This window comes from Amycolatopsis sp. NPDC026612, from assembly GCF_040638285.1.
Lineage (GTDB): Bacteria > Actinomycetota > Actinomycetes > Mycobacteriales > Pseudonocardiaceae > Amycolatopsis.
In genome coordinates this window covers 25,222-50,629 of the sequence record NZ_JBEZYB010000059.1, presented here as the reverse complement: position 1 = coordinate 50,629, position 25,408 = coordinate 25,222, and the positions used below count along the sequence as shown (strand labels likewise).

The window sequence follows — 25,408 nt, the reverse complement described above, 5'->3', positions numbered from 1 at the left end:
CTCCGCCCAGTCCTCCACGTTCAGCACCCTCCTACCTCAGAGGGGGTCAACTTTCGGAAGACTCCTGGGGGTCAGTTTTCACGAAGCGACGACAGTCGCCGCGCTGGCAACACCGGCCTCCGCTCGCACCAACGACCAGTCGGTGCCCAGCGTGGCGGTTTTCTTTATCGCGGCCGACGTGTTCATGGCGGTCGGCTTCGCCGCGGCGGCGGTCTGGGCTTGGCGGTACGCCCGGGAAGCGGGCGGCAGGCTGGCTCGAGGTCTGCGGATCGCTGCCGTCGGCCTGGTCGCGATCGTCTTGGCGAACTGCGTCTTCGTGCCCGCGATCGTGCTGGGCCTGATCTATCACGTCGGGGTCGCAGATCGCGCCGGTTCCGCCGGCACGGTGGTGGGTGCGTTCGCCGTCACCATCCTGCTGATGCCGGGCGTCCTGCTCTTCCTGGCCGGCGTCAGCTACCCGGCCGCGATGACCAGGGTGGGTGCGATGCGGATCTGGTGGCGTCACCGCCGTGGGTATCGGCAGCTCGCCCCGCTGTGGACGGTGCTGCACTCGGAGTTTCCCGATGACGCACTGGATCGAGTGCCTGCCGCACCTTGGCGTGACGCGCTGCGTCTCCGTGGGACGCACCGCAGGTACTACCGGCGGGTCGTCGAGTGCCGCGACGGCTTGGTCCGGATCAGTCCATATCTGGCGCGAACGGACACCTCTGCCGACCTGCCGAGCCGTCTGCAGCAGGCGCTCGCCGCTCACGCGGCCGGTGAACCGGCTCAGACGAAGGCGGTGCCCGTCGCGCTCCCGGAGGGTGACGGGCTGGATTCGGACGTTCGCGAGCTGGTGCGGCTGGCTCGTGGCCTGGAGACGAGGGGAGTGGGATGACCAAAGCGCTGATCATCGGCGGAGGTATCGCCGGGCCGGTCACGGCCATGGCCCTGCAGAAGGCGGGTATCGACTCCGTCGTCTACGAGGCCTACCGGACGGGGGCGGACGACGTCGGCGCGTTCATGACGATCATGAACAACGGCTTCGACGCCCTGCACGCGATCGACGCCGACAAGCCGGTGCTGCAGGCCTCCTTCCCGGCCGACCGCGCGTTGTTCTGGAGCGGCTCGGGCAAGCAGCTCGGCGAAGCACCCATCGGCGGCGGCTCGGCCGGCGCGTACGGGCCGCACACCATCAAGCGGGCCGAGCTGTACCGAGTGCTGCACGAAGAGGCCAGCCGGCGTGGGATCAAGATCGAGCACGGCGCGCGGCTCGACGACGTGGACACCGACCTCGACCACGAGGTAGCGGCCGTCTTCGACGACGGCACACGCCAGGAAGGCGACCTGCTGATCGGCGCCGACGGCATCCGCTCGGCGACCCGGGTGCTCATCGACCCGGAGGCGCCAGAGCCGCGGTACACCGGAACGGTCGTGCTGTGCGGGTACGCCCGGCAGGCGCCGGTCGACCCGGTGCCGGGCGTATATCGGATGATCTACGGCAAGCGCGTGTTCTTCGCCTACACCACTGCGCCGGACGACGAGACGTGGTGGTTCGTGAACCTGCCGCGTCCGGAGCTGTCGAAGGCAGAACTCGCGTCGACGTCACTCGAGGAGTGGAAGCAGCAAGCGACAGCACTGCTTCGCCATGACCGCTCGCCGGCGGCCGCGATCGTCGAGGCATCGGAGCAGATCCGCGCGAGCAACGGCTACGACATCGCCTCGACACCGAGGTGGCACGCCGGCCGGATGCTCGTCATCGGCGACGCAGCCCACGCCGCCGCACCGAACGCCGGCCACGGCGCGTCGATGGCAATGGAGGACGCGGTCGTCTTGGCGAAATGCCTACGCGACATGCCCGATCCGGCCACGGCGTTCCGAGCCTACGAAGCACTGCGCCGGGAGAGAGTCGAGCGTCTGGTGGCCACCAGCGCGAGGATGGGCGGCACGGCGACACCCGGCCCGATCAAGCGGATCATCCGAGACCTGGCGATCTCCAAGCGTCTCAAGAGCGGCCCGCGCAACACGGCGGCCTGGCTGACCGGACACCACATCGAATGGGACCTGCCGGTGGCACACACTGCATGACACCGGCGGGCACCCTCGGTTCGGTCGATCGCGTCACCGCGCCGATGACTTTGCCTTTCCCACGTCGAAGATGAAGTAGCCGTCGTCGTGTTGGCCGCTGGGGATTCCACAACAGAGTCAACGAGACCGCAGTGCGCTGATTCGTGGGACCGTGGCATAAGGCCGCTGGCGATCGCGGGAGCGACGTTGGAGTATCTGCCGCCGAGGTCGCCGCTGACGGGCCGAGTTCGAACTGCTCGTAGTCGAGCGGAAGTCGTACGGATAGACGCTGTCGACCAATTGCCGAGGTCGTTGACGGCAGTCCTCCTCGATTGTCGAGTGAAGTTGACGGGCGCCGTCATGCGTACTTGAAAGTCCGTGTCATGCGCCGTTTGCAGTGCGTGGGACCGCGGCCTGTAGACCGGATTCATAGCAAGAACATGGATCGGTTTGGAGGCCGTGATGAACAATTCGAAATTTCTCCGCCTGGCGGGCCGAATCACCGCCACAGGATCAGTCGTGATCGCCATGCTCGGCGCTGCACTGGCGCCGGCCGCGGACGCTGCTGTTCGTTACGAGCCGAGGATGTCGTGCGGGTACCAGAGCTGGGGTGAGTACCGGCACTGCGATGGCGGCATCGGGTCCACCGTCATGCTCGACGTCCAGGACATTTGGGGGAACATCTACCACTACTGCGTAGGGCCGGGAGTTACCGATCTTCAGCCGGTAATCAGGTGGCGTGTCACCGGCGCCTGGTGGAACGGCGGTGTGGGATGCTCTCCCGGCTACTACGGTCCGGCGTAGCCACCCATTCGTGCGAACAAGGCGCTTGCAGTTCGTGTCGTGCGATCACCCTTTTCGATGATCAGATAAACGGTCGCAGGAAGATTGAACTATTGCATCGGCCGCGAAAGCGCCGGCCTTCGGTCCGTCCTCCGATGGGAGAAACCGGGGCATGGTGGAACGGCGGCGTCGGTTGCTACCCGGGCTTCGAGGGCCGGCGTAACCACGGACTCGAGGACGTCTCCCAGTCCTCGGCCAGTCGACGCGGTGGGCGCCCTTGCCCCCTCTGCGGCGCCCTCCGCGTCGGCGTTGATCGACTCAGCCCGAGATCGCGAGCACCGCCGTCATAGCCGCCAGGAGACACGGCCCGAACGGCACGGCTCGCCGCCGGCTGCCGTGGTGGGGCAGGAGCAGCAGAAGCAAGGCTCCGAGCGACGCAAGCATCAGCGAGCCGGCGAACTGGAGCCAACCTGACCAGCCTGCCACCAAGCCGACGACGGCCGCGAGGCTGACGTCACCGGAGCCGACGCCTCCCTCGACTAGGACGGCGAGCAGCAGGTAGAAGCCCGCCGCCGCGAGCGCCGCCCATAAGGCTCGCAGGCCGGCAGCCGGGTCGGAGCGCAGGAAGCACAACAAGCCAAGCCCCAGAGTGGCGCCAGCCAGCTGGGGAAGCAGAACGATTCGAGGTAGCCGATGTTCGACCCAGTCGATGACCCCCAGCGGGACGCCGAGCACCACGACGTAGACGTAGACCGCCAGCTCTCCTCGAAAGCCGATGCGCCAGCCGAGGAGGGCCAGCAGCGCCGCGGTGATGACCGCACCGAGCCACCTGGACTGCGCGACGCGAGCCGGCTGCCGCAGCAGCGTCTTGGTGATCGAGCTGGCGGCAGCTCCCAGCACCAGGCCGACAGCCGCGCTGCCCGCGGTGAGCCAGGCATTCACCGTGCCACCGGCTCTTCGCTCGTGTTGCTTCCCGTCCCCACGAGGCCATGCTCGCCAGCGCGGCGACCCGGCGCATCGCTCGTCCTTCCAACGAGTGAACCTCCGCCGCGGTGGTGTTCCAGGTCCGGCGACCAGCTGATCATCGTAGTGGGAGGGGAATCCATGAACCTGTGTGAAACCGTCCGTATCACCGTCGCTTCGTCTGCGGCCGTTGTCCTGCTCGGTGGGTGCAGCGCAACCGAGCCGAGTCAGCCGACGACGTCGTCAAGCACGCCGGCGACCACAAGCGTCGCGCTTCGGCCGGCCGACCTCGCGAAGCAACGTGCGACGGCTGCCTACGTCGGCATGTGGAGCGACATGACGGATGCCGCCACCACTTCCGACTGGCAGTCGCCCAAGCTCGCGCAGAACGCGACTGCCGAGGCGTTGCAGACGATCTCGCGCAGCCTCTACACCGATCACTACAACGGCCTGGTCACCAAGGGACGACCGGTGAACCATCCGAGCGTCCAGTGGGCGGAGCCTGAGGAGAACCCGACGACCGTCACCATCGCGGATTGCGGCGACTCGACGAACTGGCTCAAGTACCGCGCCGACAACGGCCAGCCCGCCGACGACGGCCCCGGCGGCCACCGCCGGATCGAGGCGCTCGTCAAGAAGGCAGTCGACGGCTCCTGGAAGGTCTCCACCTTCGCCGTCCACGAGGTCGGATCATGTTCAGGCTGAGCAAGGCAGCGGTATGCGCTGCCACAGCGCTCGGGTTCTGCTTGGTGCTGACGTCGTCGGCGCTCGCCGATGGCTGGGGGGAGGTCCATTGCGGACAGAGCGGCAACCCCTCCTGTGACGTCGGCGCCGGCCGTGACGGCGGTAAGGCACCGCAGCCGTCCGGAGTCCCCGGCCAGCCGACGCGTCCCCGTCCGGCGCCGGGGCAACAGCAGCCTTGGGGTGACAGCATCATCGGCGACAACGACACCGCGGCGAAGTGCTCGTATGTCCGGAGCAACTACCAGCCCCCGGCGAACGGCGTGCAGACCATCGCGCACCACGACGTCGTGCGAAGCGGTGCATCGGTGGCTTTCGCGCGCTTCAGTCGTCGACAGGCGCAGGCAGGCGCGTGGTATATCTACCGATGTTCTGGCCCAGGTGTCCACGACGGCCTCTACCGGGCTCCGATCTGGCTTCCGGACGGTCAAGTTCCAGCGGCCGCCACTTTGCCTTCGCCGCAAGAGCTGGCCGACCAGGCGCGGGCACAGCTGCGGTTGCCGACACCCCGGATCGAGGCGAATCCGCCCGGCGACAAGCTCGTGAGCTTGCCGACGTGGATGTGGCTGGACCGTGGCGGCTGGGGCGCGCGGCAGGCCACTGCTGCTGTACCGGGCGTGTCGGTCACCGCGGTGGCCACACCGACCACGGTCTCGTGGTCGATGGGCGACGGTGAGGACGTGACCTGCTCGGGTCCCGGAACCCCTTACCCGGCCGCTGGGGATCCGCAGGCGTCTTCGCCTGACTGCGGCCACACCTACCGCCGCTCATCAGCTGTGGTGCCAGGGCAGCACTTTGCCGTCAAGGCGACGGTGCACTGGACGGTGACCTGGTCGGGTGCCGGAGCCAGCGGCACATTGCCGGGCCTGACCACGTCGGCGACCGCGGCTTTCCGCGTCGCCGAAGTGCAGGCGCTCGGTACCGGACACCGCTGAAACTCACCGGTTCTGCGCCAAACGAATCCAATTCTTGCTGCGCGTCAACACTTTCCGATGATGCGCGGTGCGGTCGAACCATGCCTGGGGAGGCACGTCATGACCAGCACGAGTCAACGCAGCACGGGAGCCGAAGTGGGTTCCGTAACGTGGTTGGGGAAGAATGGCCGGCTCGCTGCCGTGCCGACCGGTCGCCGGGCGCGACGGCGTCTGCCGCACCTGCTGGCGGGCGTGCTGCTCGTCGTGGTCTGCGTCGGCGGAGCGCTCTGGTGGGCAGCCGGCGCTCAAGGCCGCGTCTCGGTGCTGGCGATCGCCCGGCCCGTGAACGTCGGACATGTTCTTGAACCGTGAACGTCGGACATGTTCTTGAACCAGCCGACGTGCACCAGGTCGAGATCTCCGCGGCCGACGGGGTCGCCACCATTCCGGCCGGCCAGGCAGCCACCGTGCTCGGCAAGCCGATGGCCACCAGCCTCACTGCCGGCGCGCTGCTCACCCCGGGCAGCCTCGGGCCGTCGGCGATCCCCGCCGCCGGCCAGGCGGTTGTGGCGGTGGGTCTCAAGGCAGGCCAGTTCCCGCTCGAACTCGCTCCGGGAGCTCCTGTCCTCGTCGTGCTCGCTACGGCGTCTTCATCGTCGGCGCTCCCGGCCGCGCAAGGCAGCGGCGACGGGCCGACTTGGGCAGCGACGGTGACCTGCGTGGCGCGGGCCGAGAGCGACCAGACGACGGTGATCTCGCTGCAGATGCCCAGCGCCACGGCGCCGGCCCTAGCCCGCGTGCCTGCGGGGCAGGTCGCGTTGGTCATGCTCGCGGGTGGTGAGCGCTGATGTTGATCGTCCTGACCAGCGTGAAGGGCTCGCCAGGCGTCACCACCTTCACTGTCGCGTTGGCCGCGAACTGGCCGGTCGCCGTTCGCCGGGTCGTCGTCGAGTGCGACCCGGCAGGGGGAGACTTCGGTCAACGCTTCGGGCTCGCACCTTCGCCTGGCCTGCTCAGCCTCGCCGCCGCGGCGCGCCAGTCCATCGAGGCCAATGCCGTGTGGAACCACACGCAGGTCCTCGCGGACGGGCTGCCGGTTGTCCTCGGGCCAGCCGGCGGACCGCAAGCTCGCGCAGCGTTGAGCACCTTGATACCGGCCGGCTCACCACTTCGCCGAGCTGCGCGCGAGCCCGGGGTGGTGATGTTCGCGGACTGCGGGCGCATGGATGCCGGATCACCGGCGGAGCCGATGATCCGGGAAGCCGATGCGCTGCTCCTGATCTCCGGCACGCACAGCGACGAACTCGCGCACTTGGCCGCCCGGCTCCAGGAGCTGGGCAGGATCGCTGCACGGCCGTGCCTGGTCCTCGCGGGCCGGGGCCACCCGACGAAGGAAGTCGAGCGGGAGCTCGGCGTCCCGGTCATGGCACGGATCCCTTACGACCCGGCCGCGGCCACGAGTCTCACCGGCCACGCGATCCCAGGGCGTGCGCGCAAGGGCGGGCTTACCCGAGTTGCGGTCGGGGTCGCACGAATTCTCGCTGCCGGAAGGTCGTCGATAGAAGCTCCCGAATCGGCCGTCGGGCAGCACGTGCCGGGTGTCCCGCCTCAGCGCGTTCCGCCGTACGGGGTCCGCATCGCTCCTGAGCTGCACAACGCCGCCCGTGAAGTCGCCCTGCCTGGAGAGGAGGTTTCGCCATGACCGTGCTCGACCAACATCGCCGTTCGTCCGCGGCCAGTCCGGAGGCACGCCTTCGTGCTGTCCTCCACCATGCGCTCGCCACCGACCTGCCGAACCGGGCCGAAGCCGAGAGCACTCCGGTGACTGCCGAACGCCGTCGTGAGCTCGCCCGGGAACTCTTGCGATCGGCTGGAGCCGCGCACAGCGAGGCCGAACTGCAGGCCGGTCGTGTGCTGTTACCGCCGGACGTCGAGGGTCGAATCGCCGAGGCCGTGCTCGACGAAGTCTTCGGGCTGGGTGGGCTGCAGCCGTTGCTGGCGGATCCGAAGGTCGAGACGATCAACGTCAACCGCTTCGACCGGGTCTTCGTCCAGTACGCCGACGGCACGCGGGCGCAGGTTGCACCGGTCGCCGCGTCGAACGACGAACTGACCGACCTGGTCCGGACGCTCGCGGCCCGCGCGTCATCGGAGGAGCGCCGGTTCGACCGCGGCTCGCCGGCGCTGAACCTCCAGTTGCCCGGCGGCGAGCGTCTCTTCGCGGTGCTCGGCCTCACCGCCGGCGGGGTGACGGCGTGCTCGATCCGCCGGCACGGTTACCTGACCACCAGCCTTGCCGAGCTGCGTCGGCGCGGCACCCTCGACGTCGGCCTGGAGCGATTCCTGCGTGCTTTGGTCCGGTCCCGAAAGAACATCCTCATCACCGGCGGCGCCGGCTTCGGCAAGACGACCTTGCTGCGCGCGATGGCTGCGGAGATGGACCCGCTGGAGCGCATCGTCACCGTTGAAGACGCCTTCGAACTCGGTCTCGGGCTCGACCCGGAGTTGCACGCCGACGTCACCGCGCTGCAGGCCCGGGAGGCGAACATCGAGGGGGCCGGCGCGATCAGCCAGGCCGAGCTCGTCCGCTGGGGCCTGCGAATGTCCCCGGACCGCGTCATCGTCGGCGAAATCCGCGGACCTGAGGTGATCCCGATGTGCAACGCCATGTCCCAGGGCAACGACGGCTCGATGGCCACCTTGCACGCCAGCAGCTCGAGGATCGCCTTCACCCGCCTCGCCTCCTACGCCGCGCAGAGCGCAGAGCGGCTGTCGCTGGAGGCGACCGCCCTGCTGGTGGCCTCCAGCGTGCACTTCGTCGTGCACCTCGACAAAGCCGCCGACCGCACGACCCGGGTGATCTCCTCGATCCGCGAGGTCGTCGACGCCGACGGCGGCACGGTCGTCTCCAACGAGGTCTACCGCCCCGGCACCGACCGTCGAGCTCGCCCAGTCGCCGGCGCGCTCCGCGCCGACACCCTCGACGACCTCATCGAAGCCGGGTTCGATCCCGAGCTCCTGACTGAGCCCGCCGGGTGGTGGGCGCCATGACCACGACCCTCGTCGCCGGCTTGGCGGGGCTCGGTACCGCCGTCGGACTGCTGTTCGTCCTCGTCGGCCTCCGTGGTCCTCAGCTGGTTCGCCGCCCGCGGTCGGCCTCGCCGTGGCGGGCCGATCGGACCTGGGGGCTTCGGCTGGGGCTCGCGCTGGGCGCCGGCCTGCTGACCGGAGCCGCGACCGGGTGGCTCGTCGGGGGAGCGCTCGCTGCCGGGGCGGTCTGGTTCCTGCCGCGACTGGTCGGCCCGGACCGAGTCCACGTGCGCCGTGTCGCGCGGATCGAGGCGGTTGCGTCGTGGACAGAGATGCTGCGCGACACACTTTCGGCCGCGGCCGGCCTCGAGCAGGCGATCCTCGCCACCGCCCCGCTGGCGCCCGCCGCGATCCGCGACGAGATCAGCGGGCTCGCCTCGCGGCTGCAGAACGGGCACCGGCTTGCTCCGGCGTTGCGGCAGCTGGCGGAGGAGCTGGCCGACCCGGCCGCCGACCTGGTCCTTGCCGCGCTGGTCCTGGCCGCCGAGCACCAGGCGCGGCAGCTGGGCGAGCTGCTCGACTCTCTGGCGGAGACCGCACGGTCGCAGGCGGCGATGCGGATGCGTGTCGAGACAGGCCGCGCACGGACCCGGACTTCGGTGCGGGTCGTCGTGGCCACCACGATCGCCTTTGCGGTGGGCGTCGTGGTGTTCAACCGCGCGTACCTGACCGCGTACGACGGTGCACTCGGCCAAGCCGTCCTGCTTGTTATCGGCAGCCTGTTCGGAACCGGCTTCGCTTGGCTGGTCAGGATCGCCGCCGGCCGCGCCAGCGCGCGGATGCTGACGCTCAGCGAGCCGCCCGAGCCGACCGCTGCTGCCTCATCTCGTTGGGACGGTGAGCGCGCATGATCCTGTTCATCTGCCTTGGGCTAGGTACCGGCATCGGGTTGTGGATGGTCCTGACCTGGGCAGTCCCGCCGCAACCCTCTCTTCACGAGCACCTCTCGACGGCGAACTCGACAGTGGCGGCTCCGGTCGTGGACGTGGCGGAGGCCGGCTGGGCTGTGACCGTGGTGCGACCGCTCGTACCCGGTCTTCGGAGGCTGGGCCTGCCGGGGGAGAAGCTCGAACGCGACCTGCGAGTTCTCGGGCGATCTGCCGACACGCACCTCGCCGTCAAGGTCGTCGTCAGCTGCACCGGCCTGGTGGCGCCCCTTCTGCTTCAGGGCTTGCTCGCGCTCGCGGACGTGCCGGTCAGCGTCGAAGTCCCCTTGGTCGCCGCTCTTGGACTTGCAGCGGGCGGGTTCGTCGCTCCCGACCTGGAGGTGCGCGCCAAGGCGGCGCGAGCGCGTGCCGGTTTCCGCGGCGCGCTCTCGGCCTTCCTCGACCTCGTGTGGATCACCCTCGCTGGTGGCGCCGGAGTCGAGGTCGCGCTCCTGGCGGCCGCCGAGGTCGGACGCGGACCGGCGTTCACCCAGCTGCGCCGCGCGCTGGACGCTGCCCAGCTGACACGCACCACGCCGTGGTCGACGCTCCGCCGCCTCGGCGAGCAGCTGGACATCACCGAACTCGCCGAGCTCGCTGCATCGATCTCCCTCGCCGGCACCGAAGGTGCCAAGATCCGCACCTCCCTGGCGGCGAAAGCCAAGGCGCTGCGGACCCACCTGGTCGCCGCCGCCGAAGCTGACGCCCAGGCCGCCACCGAACGCATGGCCTTGCCGGTGACGTTGCTGTTCCTCGGCTTCCTCGGATTCATCGCTTACCCGGCCGTGACCCAGGTCCTCAACGGCCTCTAAGAAGTTTATGAGTTCGCGATTTCTGAAGCAATTTCCGCGACGAACCCGAAGGGAGGTCCTCGTGATCAGCATAGTTGAGTGCTTGGGTTCGCGAACCCAAGTGTCAGTCGGTCGTGTCGAGCTGCCGGGTGTGGGTGTATCGCTCGGCGCCGCCGATGGTGAGTCCAAAGAGGTCGGACAGTCGCCGGACGTCTCCGGTGGTGATTGCCTCGTGGAGGATGCGGTCTTCGCGGATGGCTTGCGCGGAGAAGCCGATGGTGGCGCTGATCCAGGTCGGGTCGACTCGGCAGGCGCGGACCGCGGTATGCAGGTTGATGAACAGGTACGGGTTGATCGAGTGCGGCCAGCGCCTTGCACGTTCTTCAAGCCAGGCGGCGAGTTTGGTGCGGACAGGTTCTGCGAGGAGCATCGCGCGTCCGTCGATGTGAAGGTGCCCGTCTCGGACGTCGGTCAGCAGCAGGACGCACACATCCTTGGGGCGCAGGGCATGGAACGCGATGAGTGCGGCGAGCGCGGCTCGAATGGGTTTGGTGCTGAGCATCGCATGGCGCACCGGTGTCAAGTCGATCGGCAACGGATGGTTGCCGACCTGGGGGCCGCGCAGCCGGAGCGTCGGGTTCGTGAACACGAGGCGGCGGGCCTTGAGGAATCGGAACATCGTCCGCAACGCGGTCAGAGTCTGGCGGTAGCGGTAGGCCTGGGCGGGCATGACCGCGATGACGTCGTCTCGACCGACCTCTCGCAGCGAGGAAAAGCCATTGCTGGTTGCCCAAGTGCGTATGGCGGCAGCGGCGTGAGTGATCCGGGCTCGAATGGTGGCGGGGTTGAGCGGTCGAGAGCGTGGCGGTGTGGTGCTGCCGTCGCGCATCGCCTGGAACCACTCACGAAACTCATTGGCCATGGGCTCGGGCAGATCGGCGACCTGTCGTTCGGCGTAGGCGTCGAGGGTGGGCACACGATCGTCGTCGAGCAGATCGGCGGCGTCCAGAATTTCCAGGACGGACTTGAGGTTGTCCAGCGAGCGACTGGTCGAGACGGCCGCGGCAGCGCTGGCGGTGATGGGTGCGCCGGGTGTGTCCTGAGTGGCGAGGAGCATGCGGATCGCGTTGCGGGTGTTGCTGTGCAAGCCTTTGCCCCAGCCGTGCCGGCCGGCGTGGTCGGCGAGGACGTCGTCGATGGCGACGGCCAGGTCGGGCAGCGGCAGGGCGAGTTCTGCCGGCCGCACGGCGGTGTAGTCACGTTCGAGGTCGCACAGTGTGAGCTGCCTATGCGAGACCGGGTAGTGGCTCGGCCATGCCGCGGCCGGGATCGGTGGCGGGGTAGGGCGTTTCTGCCGGAACAGGTCGGCGATGAACAGTTGCTGACCTTGCCGGTTGGCCTCGACGACGTCGATCGCGTAGTGGGGCGTGCGGACGAAGTGAGCCTGCCGACAGCACAGCCGGCAGTAGCCGCGCTCATTCAGCGGCACCATGCGCCCGCAGGAAGGGCACCGCGACGGGGTGGGGAAACGGTGATTCCAGCCGCGGCAAGCCTGGCAGACGCCGCCGTGCCACCGGGTGATGCCCCAGGCCAGGCAGTCCCGGCAGTGCGTGACCAGCGGCGCCTGGCGGTGGCAGTGCCGGCACAGGCCTGCGGTGAAGTAGTCCTTGTCCGATCCGCATCGCTTGCACCGAACCGGTCTTTTCCAGACTCGAGGTACGCACACGTAGCAGGAGCGGCGTCCGCTGTAGGCGATAGGGTTGACGCCGCACTGCTCGCACCGCCGAACGCGGCTTATGCCGGTGGGATGCTGCGGTGTCGGCCAAGCCGCGGCTTGATGACCGGTGTCCCGCCTGACCCGGTCGTTTCTGCGGCCTTCTTCGGCTTGCGCGCGGCCACTTTGTCCGGCTCGCAGATGAGCAGCTCCGTGGGCTGGCATTCCAGCACCGAGCAGATGACATCGAGGTCGTCGAGCCGGATGGTGGTGGGTGTCCCCGTCCACAGGGCCGACATCTTCCCGGCGCTGACCTCCATACCTGCCTCTGCCAGTCGACGGCGCATCTCTGTGGACTTCCAGATGCCCGCCTCGGCTGCTTTCATGCGCAGGTTCCAGCGCATCGGATCATTCCTCCTTACCGTTGAACCGGGCGGCGACACGGTCATTGGCGGCCGCCCACGCTCGTTCGACGTGCTCGTCATGGACATGGATGTAGCGGGTCGTGGTGGACAGCCATTCGTGTCCGAGAAGTTCCTGAATGGCTTTGAGATCCATGCCCCGGGCATACAGCGACGAGGCGCAGAAATGCCGCAGTACGTGCGGGGTCAGACGTCCTACCCAGGATGGCAACCACAGTTGCACGGCGTCGACGAACCCGGCGCGCAAGGCATTCGGGCCCGCGCGCATACACCGTCCGGTGTTGCGGTCGCGGCGCTCGCTGGGCAGCAGCGGCGCGTCGGGGTCTGCCCAGTCGTAGCCGAACTGGTGTCGCACGTCGGTCAGCCACCACTCGATCAGCGCGTCGACGGAGTTGATGGCGGGCACCAGCCGGGTTTTCGGACCGTGGCCTTTGCTGCCTTTGCTGCCTTTGCCGAAGCGCACGTGAAGCTTGCCGTGTTCGCCGAGATCTGGTCGCCAGTCGCGGATGTCCAGCATCGCGGACTCGCTGATCCGCAGGCCGACCCTGCGCCACAACGACGCTGCGAAGTAGTCTCGGGCTGCGGGCAGGAACTTGCGGGTCTCCGGCAGGCTGTCCCGCCATGCCGAGAACAGGGTGTCCACCTCGTCCTCGGCCGGCGGGATTCGCAGGATGCCATGGTCGGTGCTTGTGGGCCGGTTGAACTCGTCGATCGGCTGTGTGACGACGTAGCCGGTCAGAGCGTGGATGTCGCCCTGATAGCGAGTGATCAGGAATTCGAAGAAGACGGCCAGTCGAACGGTCTTTTGGTAGATGGTGGATCTGGCGAGGCCGCGTTTCCGTTGCGCGGCAAGGAAGCGGTCGGCGTCCTCGGTCTGCACGGTCCACGCCGGACGCCCGACAAACTTGAGGAACTGGAAGACCGCAGACCTGTCCGAAGCCACCACGCCGTCGCTGACGCCCGAGCCTGCAAGGGCCAGTGCGAACTGGTCGACCAGTTCCTGCTCGAAGTCTTCCAGCTCTTGCGCAGTCCGCGGGCGCCGAGCGCTGCCCAGCGAGCGCACCACCGTCAAGGCCATTGATACCTCGGTTCATCCGACGCCAAGATACGTCGAGAACATCGGCAGTTCGTCAAGAATCTGGACACTTCGTCGAGATCTTCACGCCAACGAGTGAACCGGGGTCTACCAGGAACAACGCCCTGCCAGCAGGCGGGCGCGCTCAACGAACTTGAAACAGTTCAGACAAAGTCCACAGGAGACACACCATGCTGGCCTACTACCGAACGCTCTGGACCCTCGCCACTGCACGCATTCGTCTGCTGCGTAAGGACAATGACCGCGGCGAGATCACGACCACCGTCATCGTGACCGCCCTCATGGCGGTGCTGGCCATCGCCTTGATCGCGATCATCGCCGCGAAGCTGACGGCGAAGGCCAACAGCATCGACCTCGGCCTCGGCGGCTGACATGCCGGCGAATCCGGTCGTCGCGATTGCTTGGCGCGTTAGGCGCGCCCTGTCGGGAGAGCGCGGCGCCGTCACCGCCGAGCTGGTGATCGCGACACCGCTGCTCCTGCTGGCGCTGTTGGCGATCATCCAGTTCGCCCTCTGGTCGCACGCGACCCATGTCGCTCAAGCTGCCGCCGCCGAAGCGCTCGCCGCGGCCCGCGTCCAGAACGGCACCGCCACAGCTGGCCGGGCCGCCGGCCAGCAGATGCTCGACGAACTTGCGCAGGGGCCGCTGCGGTCGTCGCAGATCGACGTCGTGCGGACCGAGACCTCGGTTTCGGCGAGCGTGCAGGGCGAGGCCGTTGCGGTGCTGCCCGGCATGCACCTGCACGTGCACGCCGAAGCCGCAGGCGAGGTCGAAAGGTTCGTTCCGGACGCCTGACCGAAGGGAGAGAAGCCATGTCACTGCTCAAGAAACCGGATGCGGTGACCGTCGGCGACTTCGCCGACGGTCCGGACATCATGCTGTGGAACCCCGCACTCACCACAAGACGCTGGCGCTGGCAAGTCCTTCGTGGTTTCCTCGCGCGATCAGTCTCGGCTCGCTGCGCAGCGGGGCTTCTGGTTCTCGCGCTGGTGCTGGGTATGGGCGCCGCGGAGTCACTCGGCGGTGCGCTGGCGGTCGGTGGCGCCATCGCGCTGCTCCTGAGCGGCCTCTGCGACGCGGGCATCACCGCGGCCTGTCTCCCGACCGATCACCAGCATCAGCCCGGATGCCGCTGTCCGCTGGAGCGGTCTCCCGGGGAGTTCTTCCTTCGAAGTGATGACTTCGCCGACCTCGGCACCGCGGCGCACCATACGGCCGGACTCCTGATCGACCTCGTCGGCGAGCTCCACGCCACCCCGGCACGCGACTGGATCGACTCCGAGCTGCCCGAGCGAGCCCACCAAACGGTCTGGGACGCGCTGACACGCTTGGCCAGGACAGCGCCTGCTCGCCGGCACGCCGCACGGCTCGCAGCATTACCAGGGGAGACCGACCTCGCGACCGCGACCGCCGCGGCGATCACCGAGTTCGACACCCTGCTCGGCGAGCTGGCGTTCCACATCCAGGGCTGCGTCACGCTCACCCGGGAATGGGAAGCGAAGCTTCGCCACGCCGAACTCGTCGACCACACCAGCGCCGTCCACGCCGAACTGCACGCCGCGTCGATCCGCCCGATGGTCGAGGTCGCCGAGGAGCTGCCGAAGTCCGTCTTCGCGTACGTCACCGCAGCTCGCGACCTGACAGGCGCCGGACGATTTCCGTGGGAACTGCCGACCGCGGAGCCGGTTCCATGACCGCGGCACAGCCCCGGGTCGGCTGGTGGCGTGCCGAGTGCGGGTCGGTGACCGTCGAAGCGGTCCTGATCGCCCCGGTCCTGGTCATGCTGTTGGTGTTTGTCGCCGTGGTCGTCCACCGTGGCGTCGACGCGCGACTGCGCCTCGACGACGCCGCGCACCAGGCAGCGCGTGCCGCAAGCCTGCAGCGCACTCCCGCGGCCGCCGCCGCCGCTGCGGAAGCAACCGCCACATCGGCGCTGACGCACGCCGGGCTGGTGTGCCGCGACGCCACGGTCAGCACGACGACCTCGTCGAGCCCAGGCAGCATCGTCGTCGTCAGCGTCCGCTGCACCGTCGACTTCGGCCAGGCCCTCGTCCTCGGCGTCCCCGGCAGCCGGGTCCTCAGCGCCGAGGCCAGCGAGGTCGTCGACACCTACCGATCGCACCCGACCGTTGGAGGTGCGTGATGGACGCCCGCTGCGCTGCCTGGTGGCGAGCCGAGGACGGCCAGGTCTCCGCGTTCGTCGTCGTGCTGATGCTCGCACTTATGGCCTTGGCCGGCCTCGGGCTCGACGGTGGTCTCGCACTGGCCGCGAAGGTGCGAGCCACCGGCCAGGCCGAGTCCGCCGCACGAGCCGGCGCGCAAGCGGTCGACCTCGCCGCCTACCGGGCCAGCGGCACGCTCCGGCTGGTCCCCGCAGAAGCCGACGGTCTCGCCCGCCGCTACCTCGCCGGTGTCGGCGCTACCGGCGAGGTGACGGCCACCGCCGACACTGTGACCGTCACCGTCACGACCAGCCAGCGCACCCAGCTGTTGTCGCTGATCGGCATTCCGTCGATCGGCGCCCACGGCAGCGGCGCAGCCCATCCCCAGCGCGGAGTGACCGAGATTTCCCTTGAGTTCGCGAATTCTGGAGTGCAGACCGAGGTGAACTGAGATGTATGCCTTCGTTTTCACGATAGCTCGGCTGGTGGCGCCCAGACAGGAGACGCTATGCGTCGAGGTAGGCGTGCTGGCTGTCACCTGGCTCGAGATGTACCTGGCCGTCCTTGACGTGCAGCTGGGTCATGGTCATTTGCTCGTCGCTGATGATGAACAGGCCTCGGATCAGGGGTGTGATCCCGGACGCGGCGAGGGGTGCCAGCTGACGCAACTGGTTCAGGAACCAGTTGAGGCTGTCGGGTTCGACTTGCAGGCCATAGAACGCGTACCAGTGGCCGGTGTTCTGCTGATGAGGGAATCGCCAGCCGAAGTTGTACCACTCGTTTACGACCTCGTCTTCGACGAAGTCTCTGATGAGCGCGATGTCATCCCGGGGACCTTCAAGCCACCCTCTGATGTTGACCAGCGCCACGTCCGTTGCTGCCATCGTGCTGCTCTCTCCTCATACGCTCCGAGCCGGAGCCATACCCATGGATGCCGGGGGCCTTCACCATTGTCGTTGTTTGCCTGTTCGTATCGTCGCCAAGGGTTATCGGCAGCCGGATGGAGGTTGCCTGCTGCTCAACGTGTGGCGGCCATGCACTGGAGCCCTGAACACCGGAGGTAAAGAATGATGATCACGACCGATGAGATCGAACGGCGAGTCGAGAAGGCCGACGCGGAGAAGAGCGCCAGGAGGACCGCCGCAGCCCGGGAGGTCGGTGAACTTGCCCATCGTCGAGCTGCGCTGGCCGAGGAGCTGGCGGAGGTCGAGCGCAAGCTCGGCACCGTGCTCGTCGCGGCGGCGGATGTCATCGGCATCGACGAGCTGACCGAGTTCACTGACGTCCCGGCCGCTGACCTCACCAGGTGGCTTACCGCCGGCAAACCTCGCGCTCGGCGAGGTCGACCGCCTGGCAGCCGCCGACCGAAACCGGAGACCCAGCCCGGAACGTCACCGGCAGTCGCGCCGCCGGAACCACGACCGGCGTCGCCGCCGACGGCGGGCACGCAACCGCCGGTTGTCCAGAGCCAGCGAAGCTGAGCCAGGGACACTGTTGTGCCTGCAGAACGGCAGACCGGAACCGGACCGCGGCGAGTTCGTTGTGCGCTCGTGCGGGGCGCAGGGCAGCTGCTTCGGGCCGGTGTGGCGTTCGCGCTGCTGTCCGGATTGTGCGCCGGGCTGCCCTGGGCGCTGGTGCGGTTCATCGGCTGGCCCCTCCCAGATCACCTGCCCACCACGGCGGAACTCGGCGAGGTGCTGACGGCCCGGCTGTCGACAAGTCTGCTGCTCGACGTGCTCGCGTGCGGCGCGTGGCTGCTGTGGGGTGCGTTCCTTGTCGAGCTGGCCAGGTGCCTGCGCGACCTCGTCCTCACCGCAGGTCGGCCGGACTCGGCCTGGCGCGGCGGCCCGCTCCGCCGGGTCGCTGCGGTGCTCATCACCGCCGTTGTCGTGTCGTTCGTCAGCCGCACCGCTCTGGCCGCGTCCGGCGGGAGCAGCGCGGTCCAGGTCGGCGAGAGCTCGTCGGTCACCGCGCCATCGGCTGTTGACAGCCGAGCGGAGGACGTCGAGCTGGTGCGTCCACCGTGGGACGGTGTCCACGATTCGCTGTACCGGATCGCGCAACGCCGCCTCGGCGACGGAGACCGGTGGCCGGAGATCTGGCGCCTCAACGCCAAGAGCACCCAGCCCGGCGGTCGCACGCTGACCTCGCCCAGCCTGATCCACCCGGGCGACCGGATCCGCCTACCACCGACGACCAGGACTGTCGACCCCACACCACCGCAGCGGCAGCCGCCACCCGCGGAGCCCGCAACTGCCTCCCCGTCGAGCCCGACGGCACCGTCCGCTGCTGCTCCAGGCCCTGGCTCGTTGTGGGAGCCCGGCGTGTACGTCGGCCTCGGGCTGGCGGGCGCTATCAGCGCGGCGCTGGTGGTCGCTCGACGACGTCACCGTGCTGGCTACCGGCCTGGCAGCGGCCGACGCGGCGACGACCTGCCTGTCGCGCCGGTCGTCTATCAGCTACACCTGGCACACCAGCACGCCCAAACCGCACTCGACGTCGCCGATGTTCCCGAACTGGGTACGGGGCTCGAGCTGGGTGAGCCAGCCGATGAAGCGGCCGCGGAACTTGCGCTGGACCTCGCGGCCGCGCACGGCCTCGGTCTCATCGGCCCCGGCAGCCACGCCGCGGCCCGCGCGCTGCTGCTTACGGCCATGGCCTCCACCCGCCATCCGCAGGTCGTCGCGCCGGCCGTGGACCTGCGTGGCTTGCTCGGCGTCCCGGAGCCGGGCGCCGAGCTGCCGGCCTGCGTCCACGCTGTCGGCGACCTCGCCACCGCCCTCGAATACCTCAACAGCGAAAACCCGCCCGAGAGCACTCGATGGATCCTCGTGGCCAGCGCACCGGCAGGCGAACCTGATCGCGCTCGACTGCAGCGCGCCCTCGCCGAAGGCGGCACGACCGCGCTCCTGCTCGGCCAGTGGCATCCTGGCGTCACGGCCTACGTGGACACCGCGGGCACCATCACCGCGACCTCACCCGGCCCGGGGGAGGCGCTGCGCGGCCGGCGAGCCTTCTCCCTCCCCGAATCCGCGACCCGCGAGCTGTTCGCCCTCTTCGATGCCGCACACGGCGCACGAGACGAACATCCCGAATTTGCTTCCCAGCCCACCCGGGGGTTGGAGATCGCAAACCCGCCGACCCCCTACCAAGCGGACGCGAAAATCGAGCCGATCACGGCACTGACCGTCGACACCCAGCACGACGGGGCCACGCCGCTGGTGCTGTCGGTATTCGGTCAGCCGACGCTGTCATGGCGTCCGGACCTCACGCGCCCTGACCACACGGTCGAAATCACCGGCAACCTGTCACGACGGCTGTGGGACCTGCTGCTCTACCTCGCCCTGCACCCGCAAGGAGTTCCACGGGCCGCGATCATCGACAGCCTCTGGGCCAGTCGCCCGGCGCAGGACCCGGCCGCGGTGCTGCGCACCGTCCTGTCCCGCCTGCGCAGCACCATCCACAAAGCCACCGCGCCCGACATCGGCGACCTTGTGGTCGCGCAGCACGGCCGGTATCGCCTCGAGCCCGCCGTCGTCACGGTCGACTATTGGTCCTTCGCCGACGCGCTCACTCGACGCCGCGCCACCACCGACGATCAGCAGCGCGCCGTGGCCAACGCCGCGATCGTCGCCGGCTACGGCGGCGAGCTGGCGACCGGCGTCGAAGCCGAATGGCTCACCGCACTGCGGGAAGGTGTGCGCCGCGATGCCCTTGACGCTGTCGCTGCCCTCGCTCGCGACCGGGTTCACAGCGATCCCGAGTCCACGCTGGAGTTGCTCGAATCGGCGCGGGACTTCGACCCGCACAACGAGCTGCTCTACCGCGACATCATGCGACTCGAACACAACCTCGGCCGGCACGACGCGATACCCAGAACGCTGCGCCTGCTGGAAGCACGCCTCGCCGAGATAGACGAAACGCCGACACCTGCGACAATCGAGCTCGCCGAGCGCCTCCAAGGACTTCACGCCGGTATCGCGGGCCCGGAAGCTGATGCATCATGTCGGCGTGGTTGAAATACCTCGACGCCGAAATGGCTGATCAGCTGCGACGGATGTTAGTGTCGACGTACTGATCATCATCGCGCAGAAAATCCTCTTGGTGTTTCCGTTCAGAGTTGCTGCCATTCGTGACGCAGTCGTCGGAGTCCTGCGATGCTTGTCGTGAAGGGACGCGACGCCCCGCCGGCGCGGCGGGTGGCTCTTTCGCGGGTGTCCATCGAGCCGGGGTAGCGACCTTTGGCTGCCCGGCGGCCGCCGGGGGTTCCCGTGCACCCGCCGATCGCCCTGGCGCTCCGAGGGCCGGCTAAGGCGGATCCTCCCTGGGGACGCATACGTGCAGGTCAGCACCTCCACGCGGGGATCCGCTGATATCCCAGACTCGCTTGGCGACAAGCAGGTAAGCACATCGGGCCCGCCTCGTCGGCCAGGCTTCCATGTTCATGTTCCTGCAACTCCGCTCCCATGGTCATCTCACCTCGTGTCCGTGACCACCATCCCTTCTCTTTTAATCGCAAAAGAAATGCGCGTCCGCTTCCTTGTGTTGGAGCTGCCGTCGACGTTCTGCTCTTCGCTGACCTGCGTAAACGCTTCGGTTAAACCATCTGCGATCCTTTCGTTTGCGCGGAATGTGTCACCTGAATGGGGTGCGGAAAAGTATTGCGCGCAGCCGGTTTGTCGAGCTACTTTTGTTGTGTCGCCGGAAATCCGGAAATCAAGATCCAGGACCGTCTGAAACGGGCGGCGCAAATACCGGCCACCCGCCACGTCTGAAAGGGACACCCGCCATGACTACGCCCACCCCGTCCGCTACGGGACCGACCACCCCGGCGGGTGCGACAGTGACCCGGCTCCGCAACGGCGAACTTCGTGCCATGGTCGCCAAGGTTCTCGCCGACGACCCCGCGACCGCCCACACCCCGGGCAGCATCGCGCGCACCCTGAACCGGTCATCCGGCGCGGTCGGGAACGCGTGCCAAGCGCTGACGGACCGGGGGCAAGCTGAAGTCGTCACGATAGCCCCGGTGAGCTACCGGGCCACCACGACCACGCCATCCGCCGCCGCGCCCGCCATCACCCCCGCCCCGTCACCTGCGCCCCGCACACGACGGCCGAAACCCGCCAGCACAGCACCCGCCGCGCCCACGCCCACACCGGCCCCGTCCGCAACCGCTAGCATCACGACGCGACCGGCGCGCAAGGTCACCGGCCCGGTGAAACGTCCGAACGGCATGGATTACCACCCCCGACTGCTGTCCGGGATGCCCGACGTGACCGCGCTACAGCGGCTGCGTGACGCCGGGGTCGCCGCCCTGCTGTACGGACCGCCCGGCACTGGAAAGACGTCGGTGGTGGAGGCGGCGTTCAACGACTGCCTCACCGTTCAGGGCGACGGTGACACCGTGGTCGCCGACCTGGTGGGCGACTACACCAAAACCCCCGACGGCGACTTCGTGTTCGTCCACGGCCCACTGGTCCGCGCCATGCGCACGGGCGTGCCGCTGTTCATCGACGACGCCACCCTGATCCCGCCGACCGTGCTCGCCGTGGTCTACCCCGCAATGGACGGACGCCGCGAAATCCTGATCAAGGCCAACGGCGGCGAAGTCGTCCACGCCGCCCCGGGGTTCTACGTCGTCGCCGGACACAACCCCGGCGTCCACGGTGCCATCCTCACCGACGCCCTGTCCTCCCGGTTCTCCGTGCACATCCAAGTCTCCAGCGACTACGCCCTCGCCGAACAGCTCGGGGTCGACAAGAAGGCCGTGCGCGTGGCGCGCAACCTCGCCACCCGACAAGAGCGGGGCGAGATCGGGTGGGCCCCGCAGCTACGCGAGTTGCTGGCGTTCAAGAAGCTCGCCGATGCGTGGGACCTTGACTCCGCCGCCGGGAACCTGGTCGGGATCGCGCCGGAAGAGGACCGCGCCACCGTCGCTGCCGTGGTGCGCGACGTCTTCGGCAAGACCGTCACCCCGCTCGCTCTCGGAGCCCGTATCCCCACCAAACCCTGACGTCCCACGCCGCGAACCGTCATGAAAGGACCCGCGCCATGAGCGCCCACTTCACCGCCGACCCGACCGCCACCGGTGCCGCCGTGTTCCCCGCACGCCCGGAATGGCTGACCCTGTCCGCCGCGTTCGCCGACGAGGTCCCCGTGATCGCCGACCGCGACGACCTCGTGGTCAGCGTCGCCCCCGGCGCGGGCGGCAGGGCACCCGCCTGCTTCTACCCGCACCGCGCGCTGATCGAAGTCGACGGCGACCACCTCGGCGTGGACCCCGCGACCGTGGATCCCGCCAACCTGTCCGACCGCGCCCGCTACGCCCCGGCATGGGGTGCCCTCACCCACGAGTGCGGACACGCCAAACACACCGCGTGGGAACCGCCGGACGGCGCCCCGCCCGCCGTGGTGGCCGCCGCCATGCTGCTGGAAGAGCCACGGATGGAGGCGGCGCACATCCGCCGCCGCCCGGACGACCGGCACTGGCTGCGCGCGTGCGTGAAGGGCATCGTCGCCACCGACCTGCACCTGTACGCCGACCCCTCGACGGCCCCGAAGATGACGCCCGCCGACGCTGCGCACACCGCCGCGCTGCTGCTGGGACGGGCCGACGGCGGGGTGCTCACCCACGCCGAGGTCTACCCCGTCGCCCGGGTCGTCGAGGACGTACTCGGCGCGGAAGTCCTCGGCAAGCTGCGGGCGGTGTGGCGGCAGGCGCTGCGGACCGCTGACCACGCGGGCGAGGAGATGCTCGACCTCGGGCGCCAGTGGTGCGAGATCCTCGGCACCGACCCCGACAGCCCGGACCCGGCCGCGCAACCCGCCCCGTCCGGCGGCTCACCCGGACCCGATGCCCCCGCCAGCCCGTCACCGCTGGCAGACGCCATTGCCGCCGTGCTGGGCGGCGTGGCGGCGAAAGTCGCGGGGGAGAAGGCCCCCGAGGACCCGGCCGCCGTCGCCGCCACCGCGAAGGAACGCGAAGACGCCGCCGAGAAGGACGCACGAGAGGCGGCGCGGCGGGTGTTCGGCACCGGCGGCGCTCGTGGTGGCGACACCCGAACGGCGGGCACCCGGCCGCCCACGCCGGAGGAATGCACGGCGGCCCGTGTTCTCGCGCGGGCGTTGGACACTGCCGGAACCCGGGAACGCGTGGCCGTGCGCTCCACCTCGGAGGTGCCGCCGGGACGGCTGCGGATGCGTGGTGTGCGTGCGGCCGAAGCCCAGCGTGCCGCCGGTGCCGTGGTGACCGCCGAGCCGTTCACCCGGACCATCCGCACGCCGGTGACCGTGCCGCCGCTGCGGGTCGGAATCGCGTGCGACGTGTCCGGTTCGATGGGCTGGGCGCGCGCTCACGTGGCCTCGGCAGCCTGGATTCTGGCCAACGCCGCCCGCCACACGCGGGTGCCTGCCGACACCGCGAGCGTGATCTTCGGGCATCACGTGCGCCCGCTGACTCGCCCGGGCAAGCCGCCGGCCGAGGTGACCGAGTTCTGCTCCCGCGACAACTACGAGGACATTCCCCGCGCGCTGGACGCCCTCGACGGCTCCCTCGGCCTGTCTCGCCCCGGCGCGGCTCGGCTGGTGGTGATCGTGTCCGACGGCAACTACCGCGACAAGCCCCGCCGCGACGGGCAGAAGAAGCTCGACCGGTTGGGCGCGTCCGGATGCGCCGTGCTGTGGCTGACGACCAGCCCGGTCGATACCCCGCTCGACGGGGCCACCGTCCACGTGCTGACCGACCCCACGACCGCCGCCCGCGCCATCGGGCACGCCGCCACCACCGCGCTCCGCGCCGTCGCCCGGCACTGACCCGCGCAAACACTCAACCCATACCCGGCCTAGGAGTATCAGCATGAACGAGCGCGATGAAATATCAGGAGCAAGCTCCGGTAGCTACCACTACACCCGTGTCGTCGAGTTGCCCGGACACACGTTGCGAGCCAGGATCGAACGCGGCTACTACATCAACCGGAGCTTCGCTGTGGCAGAGGTGCTCAGCGATGACGGGGCCTGGACGAGCGTCGCCGCAGACGGCCCCGGTAACTGGTGGCACGACACGCCGACACCGGGCTCGGACGTCCAAGTCGTTGCCACCCTCGGCGAGTTGGCCGAGGTACTTCTGCGCAGGGCCGCCGGAATGCTCGCGGTCCAACCGGCCACACGAACCATCTCGCCCCACGTTAACGGCGCGATCAGCGCACTACTGGCCACCAGCTACGGCTTCGATGGCGAGAAACGCGTCGAACCCGATGACATCGTGTGGGCATACGACCACGGTGGTGCGCTGTACGTTCTTGAGCACCCTGACGGCAGCGTCACCTTCACGAAGGCTCACCGGGAGGGCTGTCCGTTCGTCATCAGTGCAGGCGCGCAGGACTGCGACGACGACTGCTGCTTTCCCCACCCGGCCGAGGTGGGCCGGAAGCCTTGGAATTGACCCGACTGGTGCGGCCGTTCGGCGCGCTCGACGGGGGAACACCAAGCGGGCCGGTCGCCACCCCCGCGACCGGGCCCGTATCTGGTTGCCCGCCTTGCAGCTACGCTGCCACCGTCGCGCTCCGCGCCGCCGTCAAGCGCTGAAACATGCTATCGGCCGTCTGCCTACGGGGTGCCGACCGCCGTCGCGACAGCGGCCTCGACGACGGCGAGGTCCTGGTCCCCAGCTGGCCCCGACGATCGGCAATCCGCGCTTGCCGAGCATCCGCCCGGCCTCCGGTGGCCACGTTGATCGAGGTAGTGAACTCGACGTGCCCGTCGATCACCGCGGCGACCTCGGCCGACGGGGCGGGGTGAACGCCGCGGCGGTGGCAAGCCCTCTCCTATCGCCGCTTCGGTGAGCGGGAACGGCGTGGCGTCGGCGCGGGCGAACGTCACGAGTGCGTCACCGCCGTTGACCACGGCGATTGCCATCGGTACGCCCAGCGCGGCCGCTTGCACCAGTGCGAGGGCGACATCGAGGCTCACTCCGGTCATGACGCACTCCTTGTCAGGCCGCCATCGACGTAGGTGGTCGTGCCTGTCACGTACGAGGCGCGGGGCGAGGCCAGGAACGCGGCGACGTCGGCGAACTCGCGGGCGGTTCCCCAGCGTCCGATCGGAATTTCCTCGGTGAGGTGTGGCGGCACCCCGTCCGGGTACACCTCGTCCCGGCGCGGCGTGGCGATCCGCCCCGGTGCGAGGGTGTTGACGGTGATCCCGTCCAGCGCCAGCTCGGTCGCCAGGGTCTTGAGGTACCCGTGGATCCCGGGCCGGACCGCGTTGGAGGCGGCCATGCCCGGAGTGGGCTCCCGGACGCCGTTCGTCGTGATCGCCAGGATCCGCCCGCTCGAACTCCGCCGCAGGTGCGGGGCCCCGGCCTGAACGAGACGGACGAGCGGGAGCAGCACCAGCTCGGCGGCCTCGACCACGTGCTCGGCCGTCAAGCCGAGCGCGCTGCCCGGGCGTGGCCCGCCGCTGTTCCACAGCACGATGTCCAGACCGCCGAACCGCTCCACGGTTTCCGCGACCACGCGCGCGGGCTGGTCGGGCAGGCTCATGTCCGCCGCGATCGCGTGCGCGCCGATCCGCGCGGCGTGTCCGGCCAGTACGTCCGCGCGCCGGGCGACCATGACCAGGTTGGCGCCTTCCTCGGCCAGGACTTCCGCGATCGCCAGGCCCATGCCGGACGACGAGCCGCTGACGAGGGCGGTCTTGCCCTTCAGCTCCAGGTCCACAGTGATCCTTCTTCAGCCCGTTCTCTCATGCGGGCGAAGGTATC

At 69.0% G+C, this 25,408-nt stretch carries 29 protein-coding genes; 21 read left to right on the top strand and 8 right to left on the bottom strand.

The window, feature by feature from the left end; genetic code table 11:
• Positions 1-64 precede the first annotated feature (64 nt).
• The 3 genes from AB0F15_RS34305 (at position 65) to AB0F15_RS34295 (ending at position 2,850) form a co-directional block, all read left to right on the top strand.
• Positions 65-877, top strand: a complete 813-nt coding sequence (locus tag AB0F15_RS34305) for an MAB_1171c family putative transporter (protein ID WP_360279689.1) — start codon at positions 65-67, stop codon at positions 875-877.
• Entirely contained in the window at positions 874-2,067 is a 1,194-nt protein-coding gene (locus AB0F15_RS34300; protein WP_360279677.1) for an NAD(P)/FAD-dependent oxidoreductase, read from the top strand. Before AB0F15_RS34305 ends, AB0F15_RS34300 begins: the two co-directional genes overlap by 4 nt.
• Before the next feature lie 615 nt (positions 2,068-2,682).
• Positions 2,683-2,850 (top strand): DUF6355 family natural product biosynthesis protein, encoded by a 168-nt coding sequence (locus AB0F15_RS34295; protein WP_360279686.1) that lies wholly within the window; start codon positions 2,683-2,685, stop codon positions 2,848-2,850.
• Between the two features lie 297 nt (positions 2,851-3,147).
• On the opposite strand, the gene AB0F15_RS34290 is transcribed toward AB0F15_RS34295, so the two are convergent.
• Positions 3,148-3,771, bottom strand: coding sequence for a prepilin peptidase (locus tag AB0F15_RS34290; RefSeq protein ID WP_360279674.1), 624 nt, complete (start codon positions 3,769-3,771; stop codon positions 3,148-3,150).
• A gap of 162 nt (positions 3,772-3,933) precedes the next feature.
• Here AB0F15_RS34290 and AB0F15_RS34285 point away from each other — a divergent pair, with 162 nt between their 5' ends.
• The 8 genes from AB0F15_RS34285 (at position 3,934) to AB0F15_RS34250 (ending at position 10,275) form a co-directional block, all read left to right on the top strand.
• Positions 3,934-4,497, top strand: a complete 564-nt coding sequence (locus AB0F15_RS34285) for a hypothetical protein (protein ID WP_360279671.1) — start codon at positions 3,934-3,936, stop codon at positions 4,495-4,497.
• Complete coding sequence (locus AB0F15_RS34280) at positions 4,485-5,468, top strand: hypothetical protein (protein WP_360279668.1); 984 nt, start codon at positions 4,485-4,487, stop codon at positions 5,466-5,468. Before AB0F15_RS34285 ends, AB0F15_RS34280 begins: the two co-directional genes overlap by 13 nt.
• A 99-nt stretch (positions 5,469-5,567) precedes the next feature.
• Entirely contained in the window at positions 5,568-5,819 is a 252-nt protein-coding gene (locus AB0F15_RS34275; RefSeq protein ID WP_360279665.1) for a hypothetical protein, read from the top strand.
• A complete protein-coding gene (locus AB0F15_RS34270; RefSeq protein ID WP_360279662.1) occupies positions 5,816-6,295 on the top strand; it encodes a hypothetical protein in 480 nt (159 codons plus the stop codon). The genes AB0F15_RS34275 and AB0F15_RS34270 overlap by 4 nt, the downstream gene beginning before the upstream one ends.
• Entirely contained in the window at positions 6,295-7,149 is an 855-nt protein-coding gene (locus tag AB0F15_RS34265; protein ID WP_360279659.1) for a carbon monoxide dehydrogenase maturation protein, read from the top strand. Before AB0F15_RS34270 ends, AB0F15_RS34265 begins: the two co-directional genes overlap by 1 nt.
• Positions 7,146-8,498, top strand: a complete 1,353-nt coding sequence (locus AB0F15_RS34260) for an ATPase, T2SS/T4P/T4SS family (RefSeq protein ID WP_360279657.1) — start codon at positions 7,146-7,148, stop codon at positions 8,496-8,498. Before AB0F15_RS34265 ends, AB0F15_RS34260 begins: the two co-directional genes overlap by 4 nt.
• Complete coding sequence (locus AB0F15_RS34255) at positions 8,495-9,388, top strand: type II secretion system F family protein (RefSeq protein ID WP_360279654.1); 894 nt, start codon at positions 8,495-8,497, stop codon at positions 9,386-9,388. The genes AB0F15_RS34260 and AB0F15_RS34255 overlap by 4 nt, the downstream gene beginning before the upstream one ends.
• On the top strand, positions 9,385-10,275 hold the full coding sequence (locus tag AB0F15_RS34250; RefSeq protein WP_360279651.1) for a type II secretion system F family protein: 891 nt from the start codon (positions 9,385-9,387) through the stop codon (positions 10,273-10,275). The genes AB0F15_RS34255 and AB0F15_RS34250 overlap by 4 nt, the downstream gene beginning before the upstream one ends.
• A gap of 103 nt (positions 10,276-10,378) precedes the next feature.
• Here AB0F15_RS34250 and AB0F15_RS34245 read toward each other — a convergent pair whose 3' ends face one another.
• From AB0F15_RS34245 to AB0F15_RS34235, 3 genes are all read right to left on the bottom strand, one after another.
• A complete protein-coding gene (locus tag AB0F15_RS34245; RefSeq protein ID WP_360279649.1) occupies positions 10,379-11,746 on the bottom strand; it encodes a hypothetical protein in 1,368 nt (455 codons plus the stop codon).
• Between the two features lie 302 nt (positions 11,747-12,048).
• Positions 12,049-12,372, bottom strand: a complete 324-nt coding sequence (locus tag AB0F15_RS34240; RefSeq protein WP_360279646.1) for a helix-turn-helix transcriptional regulator — start codon at positions 12,370-12,372, stop codon at positions 12,049-12,051.
• 4 nt (positions 12,373-12,376) lie between these two features.
• Positions 12,377-13,468: a tyrosine-type recombinase/integrase gene (locus AB0F15_RS34235; protein WP_360279643.1), complete on the bottom strand. Its 1,092-nt coding sequence runs from the start codon at positions 13,466-13,468 to the stop codon at positions 12,377-12,379.
• A gap of 188 nt (positions 13,469-13,656) precedes the next feature.
• On the opposite strand from AB0F15_RS34235, the gene AB0F15_RS34230 reads away from it, so the two are divergent.
• From AB0F15_RS34230 to AB0F15_RS34210, 5 genes are read left to right on the top strand one after another with little or no spacing between them, the layout of a single operon-like run.
• A complete protein-coding gene (locus AB0F15_RS34230) occupies positions 13,657-13,857 on the top strand; it encodes a hypothetical protein (RefSeq protein WP_360279641.1) in 201 nt (66 codons plus the stop codon).
• 1 nt (position 13,858) lies between these two features.
• Positions 13,859-14,281: a TadE/TadG family type IV pilus assembly protein gene (locus AB0F15_RS34225; protein WP_360279639.1), complete on the top strand. Its 423-nt coding sequence runs from the start codon at positions 13,859-13,861 to the stop codon at positions 14,279-14,281.
• 17 nt (positions 14,282-14,298) lie between these two features.
• Entirely contained in the window at positions 14,299-15,180 is an 882-nt protein-coding gene (locus AB0F15_RS34220; protein ID WP_360279636.1) for a hypothetical protein, read from the top strand.
• Entirely contained in the window at positions 15,177-15,629 is a 453-nt protein-coding gene (locus AB0F15_RS34215; protein ID WP_360279633.1) for a TadE/TadG family type IV pilus assembly protein, read from the top strand. Before AB0F15_RS34220 ends, AB0F15_RS34215 begins: the two co-directional genes overlap by 4 nt.
• On the top strand, positions 15,629-16,099 hold the full coding sequence (locus tag AB0F15_RS34210) for a pilus assembly protein TadG-related protein (RefSeq protein WP_360279630.1): 471 nt from the start codon (positions 15,629-15,631) through the stop codon (positions 16,097-16,099). The genes AB0F15_RS34215 and AB0F15_RS34210 overlap by 1 nt, the downstream gene beginning before the upstream one ends.
• Before the next feature lie 55 nt (positions 16,100-16,154).
• Here the strand turns inward: AB0F15_RS34210 and AB0F15_RS34205 are convergent, their stop codons facing one another.
• Positions 16,155-16,532, bottom strand: a complete 378-nt coding sequence (locus tag AB0F15_RS34205; RefSeq protein ID WP_360279627.1) for a hypothetical protein — start codon at positions 16,530-16,532, stop codon at positions 16,155-16,157.
• Between the two features lie 183 nt (positions 16,533-16,715).
• Between AB0F15_RS34205 and AB0F15_RS34200 the strand changes: the two genes are divergently transcribed.
• Together AB0F15_RS34200 and AB0F15_RS34195 are read left to right on the top strand one after the other, a co-directional pair.
• Positions 16,716-17,129 (top strand): hypothetical protein, encoded by a 414-nt coding sequence (locus AB0F15_RS34200; protein ID WP_360279625.1) that lies wholly within the window; start codon positions 16,716-16,718, stop codon positions 17,127-17,129.
• A 102-nt stretch (positions 17,130-17,231) separates the two neighbouring features.
• Positions 17,232-19,667 (top strand): BTAD domain-containing putative transcriptional regulator, encoded by a 2,436-nt coding sequence (locus AB0F15_RS34195; protein ID WP_360279622.1) that lies wholly within the window; start codon positions 17,232-17,234, stop codon positions 19,665-19,667.
• A 456-nt stretch (positions 19,668-20,123) separates the two neighbouring features.
• On the opposite strand, the gene AB0F15_RS34190 is transcribed toward AB0F15_RS34195, so the two are convergent.
• Entirely contained in the window at positions 20,124-20,432 is a 309-nt protein-coding gene (locus AB0F15_RS34190) for a hypothetical protein (protein ID WP_360279619.1), read from the bottom strand.
• 5 nt (positions 20,433-20,437) lie between these two features.
• On the opposite strand from AB0F15_RS34190, the gene AB0F15_RS34185 reads away from it, so the two are divergent.
• The 3 genes from AB0F15_RS34185 to AB0F15_RS34175 are packed head-to-tail and all read left to right on the top strand — an operon-like array spanning position 20,438 to position 24,088.
• Positions 20,438-21,661, top strand: a complete 1,224-nt coding sequence (locus AB0F15_RS34185) for an AAA family ATPase (RefSeq protein ID WP_360279616.1) — start codon at positions 20,438-20,440, stop codon at positions 21,659-21,661.
• Between the two features lie 38 nt (positions 21,662-21,699).
• A complete protein-coding gene (locus AB0F15_RS34180; RefSeq protein WP_360279614.1) occupies positions 21,700-23,460 on the top strand; it encodes a VWA domain-containing protein in 1,761 nt (586 codons plus the stop codon).
• 43 nt (positions 23,461-23,503) lie between these two features.
• Positions 23,504-24,088 carry a hypothetical protein gene (locus tag AB0F15_RS34175; protein ID WP_360279611.1) on the top strand — a complete coding sequence of 195 codons (585 nt, stop codon included), beginning with the start codon at positions 23,504-23,506 and terminating at the stop codon, positions 24,086-24,088.
• Positions 24,089-24,252: 164 nt separating this feature from the next.
• On the opposite strand, the gene AB0F15_RS34170 is transcribed toward AB0F15_RS34175, so the two are convergent.
• Positions 24,253-24,624: a hypothetical protein gene (locus AB0F15_RS34170; RefSeq protein WP_360279608.1), complete on the bottom strand. Its 372-nt coding sequence runs from the start codon at positions 24,622-24,624 to the stop codon at positions 24,253-24,255.
• On the bottom strand, positions 24,621-25,364 hold the full coding sequence (locus AB0F15_RS34165; RefSeq protein WP_360279605.1) for an SDR family oxidoreductase: 744 nt from the start codon (positions 25,362-25,364) through the stop codon (positions 24,621-24,623). Before AB0F15_RS34165 ends, AB0F15_RS34170 begins: the two co-directional genes overlap by 4 nt.
• Positions 25,365-25,408: the final 44 nt, after the last annotated feature.

Bases quoted from the DNA above. Each gene is read 5' to 3' on its own strand.
- AB0F15_RS34300 (WP_360279677.1), top strand. From the start codon at position 874: ATGACCAAAGCGCTGATCATCGGCGGAGGTATCGCCGGGCCGGTCACG.
- AB0F15_RS34285 (WP_360279671.1), top strand. From the start codon at position 3,934: ATGAACCTGTGTGAAACCGTCCGTATCACCGTCGCTTCGTCTGCGGCC.
- AB0F15_RS34280 (WP_360279668.1), top strand. From the start codon at position 4,485: ATGTTCAGGCTGAGCAAGGCAGCGGTATGCGCTGCCACAGCGCTCGGG.
- AB0F15_RS34275 (WP_360279665.1), top strand. From the start codon at position 5,568: ATGACCAGCACGAGTCAACGCAGCACGGGAGCCGAAGTGGGTTCCGTA.
- AB0F15_RS34265 (WP_360279659.1), top strand. From the start codon at position 6,295: ATGTTGATCGTCCTGACCAGCGTGAAGGGCTCGCCAGGCGTCACCACC.
- AB0F15_RS34260 (WP_360279657.1), top strand. From the start codon at position 7,146: ATGACCGTGCTCGACCAACATCGCCGTTCGTCCGCGGCCAGTCCGGAG.
- AB0F15_RS34255 (WP_360279654.1), top strand. From the start codon at position 8,495: ATGACCACGACCCTCGTCGCCGGCTTGGCGGGGCTCGGTACCGCCGTC.
- AB0F15_RS34250 (WP_360279651.1), top strand. From the start codon at position 9,385: ATGATCCTGTTCATCTGCCTTGGGCTAGGTACCGGCATCGGGTTGTGG.
- AB0F15_RS34245 (WP_360279649.1), bottom strand. From the start codon at position 11,746: ATGGTGCCGCTGAATGAGCGCGGCTACTGCCGGCTGTGCTGTCGGCAG.
- AB0F15_RS34240 (WP_360279646.1), bottom strand. From the start codon at position 12,372: ATGCGCTGGAACCTGCGCATGAAAGCAGCCGAGGCGGGCATCTGGAAG.
- AB0F15_RS34235 (WP_360279643.1), bottom strand. From the start codon at position 13,468: ATGGCCTTGACGGTGGTGCGCTCGCTGGGCAGCGCTCGGCGCCCGCGG.
- AB0F15_RS34230 (WP_360279641.1), top strand. From the start codon at position 13,657: ATGCTGGCCTACTACCGAACGCTCTGGACCCTCGCCACTGCACGCATT.
- AB0F15_RS34225 (WP_360279639.1), top strand. From the start codon at position 13,859: ATGCCGGCGAATCCGGTCGTCGCGATTGCTTGGCGCGTTAGGCGCGCC.
- AB0F15_RS34220 (WP_360279636.1), top strand. From the start codon at position 14,299: ATGTCACTGCTCAAGAAACCGGATGCGGTGACCGTCGGCGACTTCGCC.
- AB0F15_RS34215 (WP_360279633.1), top strand. From the start codon at position 15,177: ATGACCGCGGCACAGCCCCGGGTCGGCTGGTGGCGTGCCGAGTGCGGG.
- AB0F15_RS34210 (WP_360279630.1), top strand. From the start codon at position 15,629: ATGGACGCCCGCTGCGCTGCCTGGTGGCGAGCCGAGGACGGCCAGGTC.
- AB0F15_RS34205 (WP_360279627.1), bottom strand. From the start codon at position 16,532: ATGGCAGCAACGGACGTGGCGCTGGTCAACATCAGAGGGTGGCTTGAA.
- AB0F15_RS34200 (WP_360279625.1), top strand. From the start codon at position 16,716: ATGATGATCACGACCGATGAGATCGAACGGCGAGTCGAGAAGGCCGAC.
- AB0F15_RS34185 (WP_360279616.1), top strand. From the start codon at position 20,438: ATGACTACGCCCACCCCGTCCGCTACGGGACCGACCACCCCGGCGGGT.
- AB0F15_RS34180 (WP_360279614.1), top strand. From the start codon at position 21,700: ATGAGCGCCCACTTCACCGCCGACCCGACCGCCACCGGTGCCGCCGTG.
- AB0F15_RS34175 (WP_360279611.1), top strand. From the start codon at position 23,504: ATGAACGAGCGCGATGAAATATCAGGAGCAAGCTCCGGTAGCTACCAC.
- AB0F15_RS34170 (WP_360279608.1), bottom strand. From the start codon at position 24,624: ATGACCGGAGTGAGCCTCGATGTCGCCCTCGCACTGGTGCAAGCGGCC.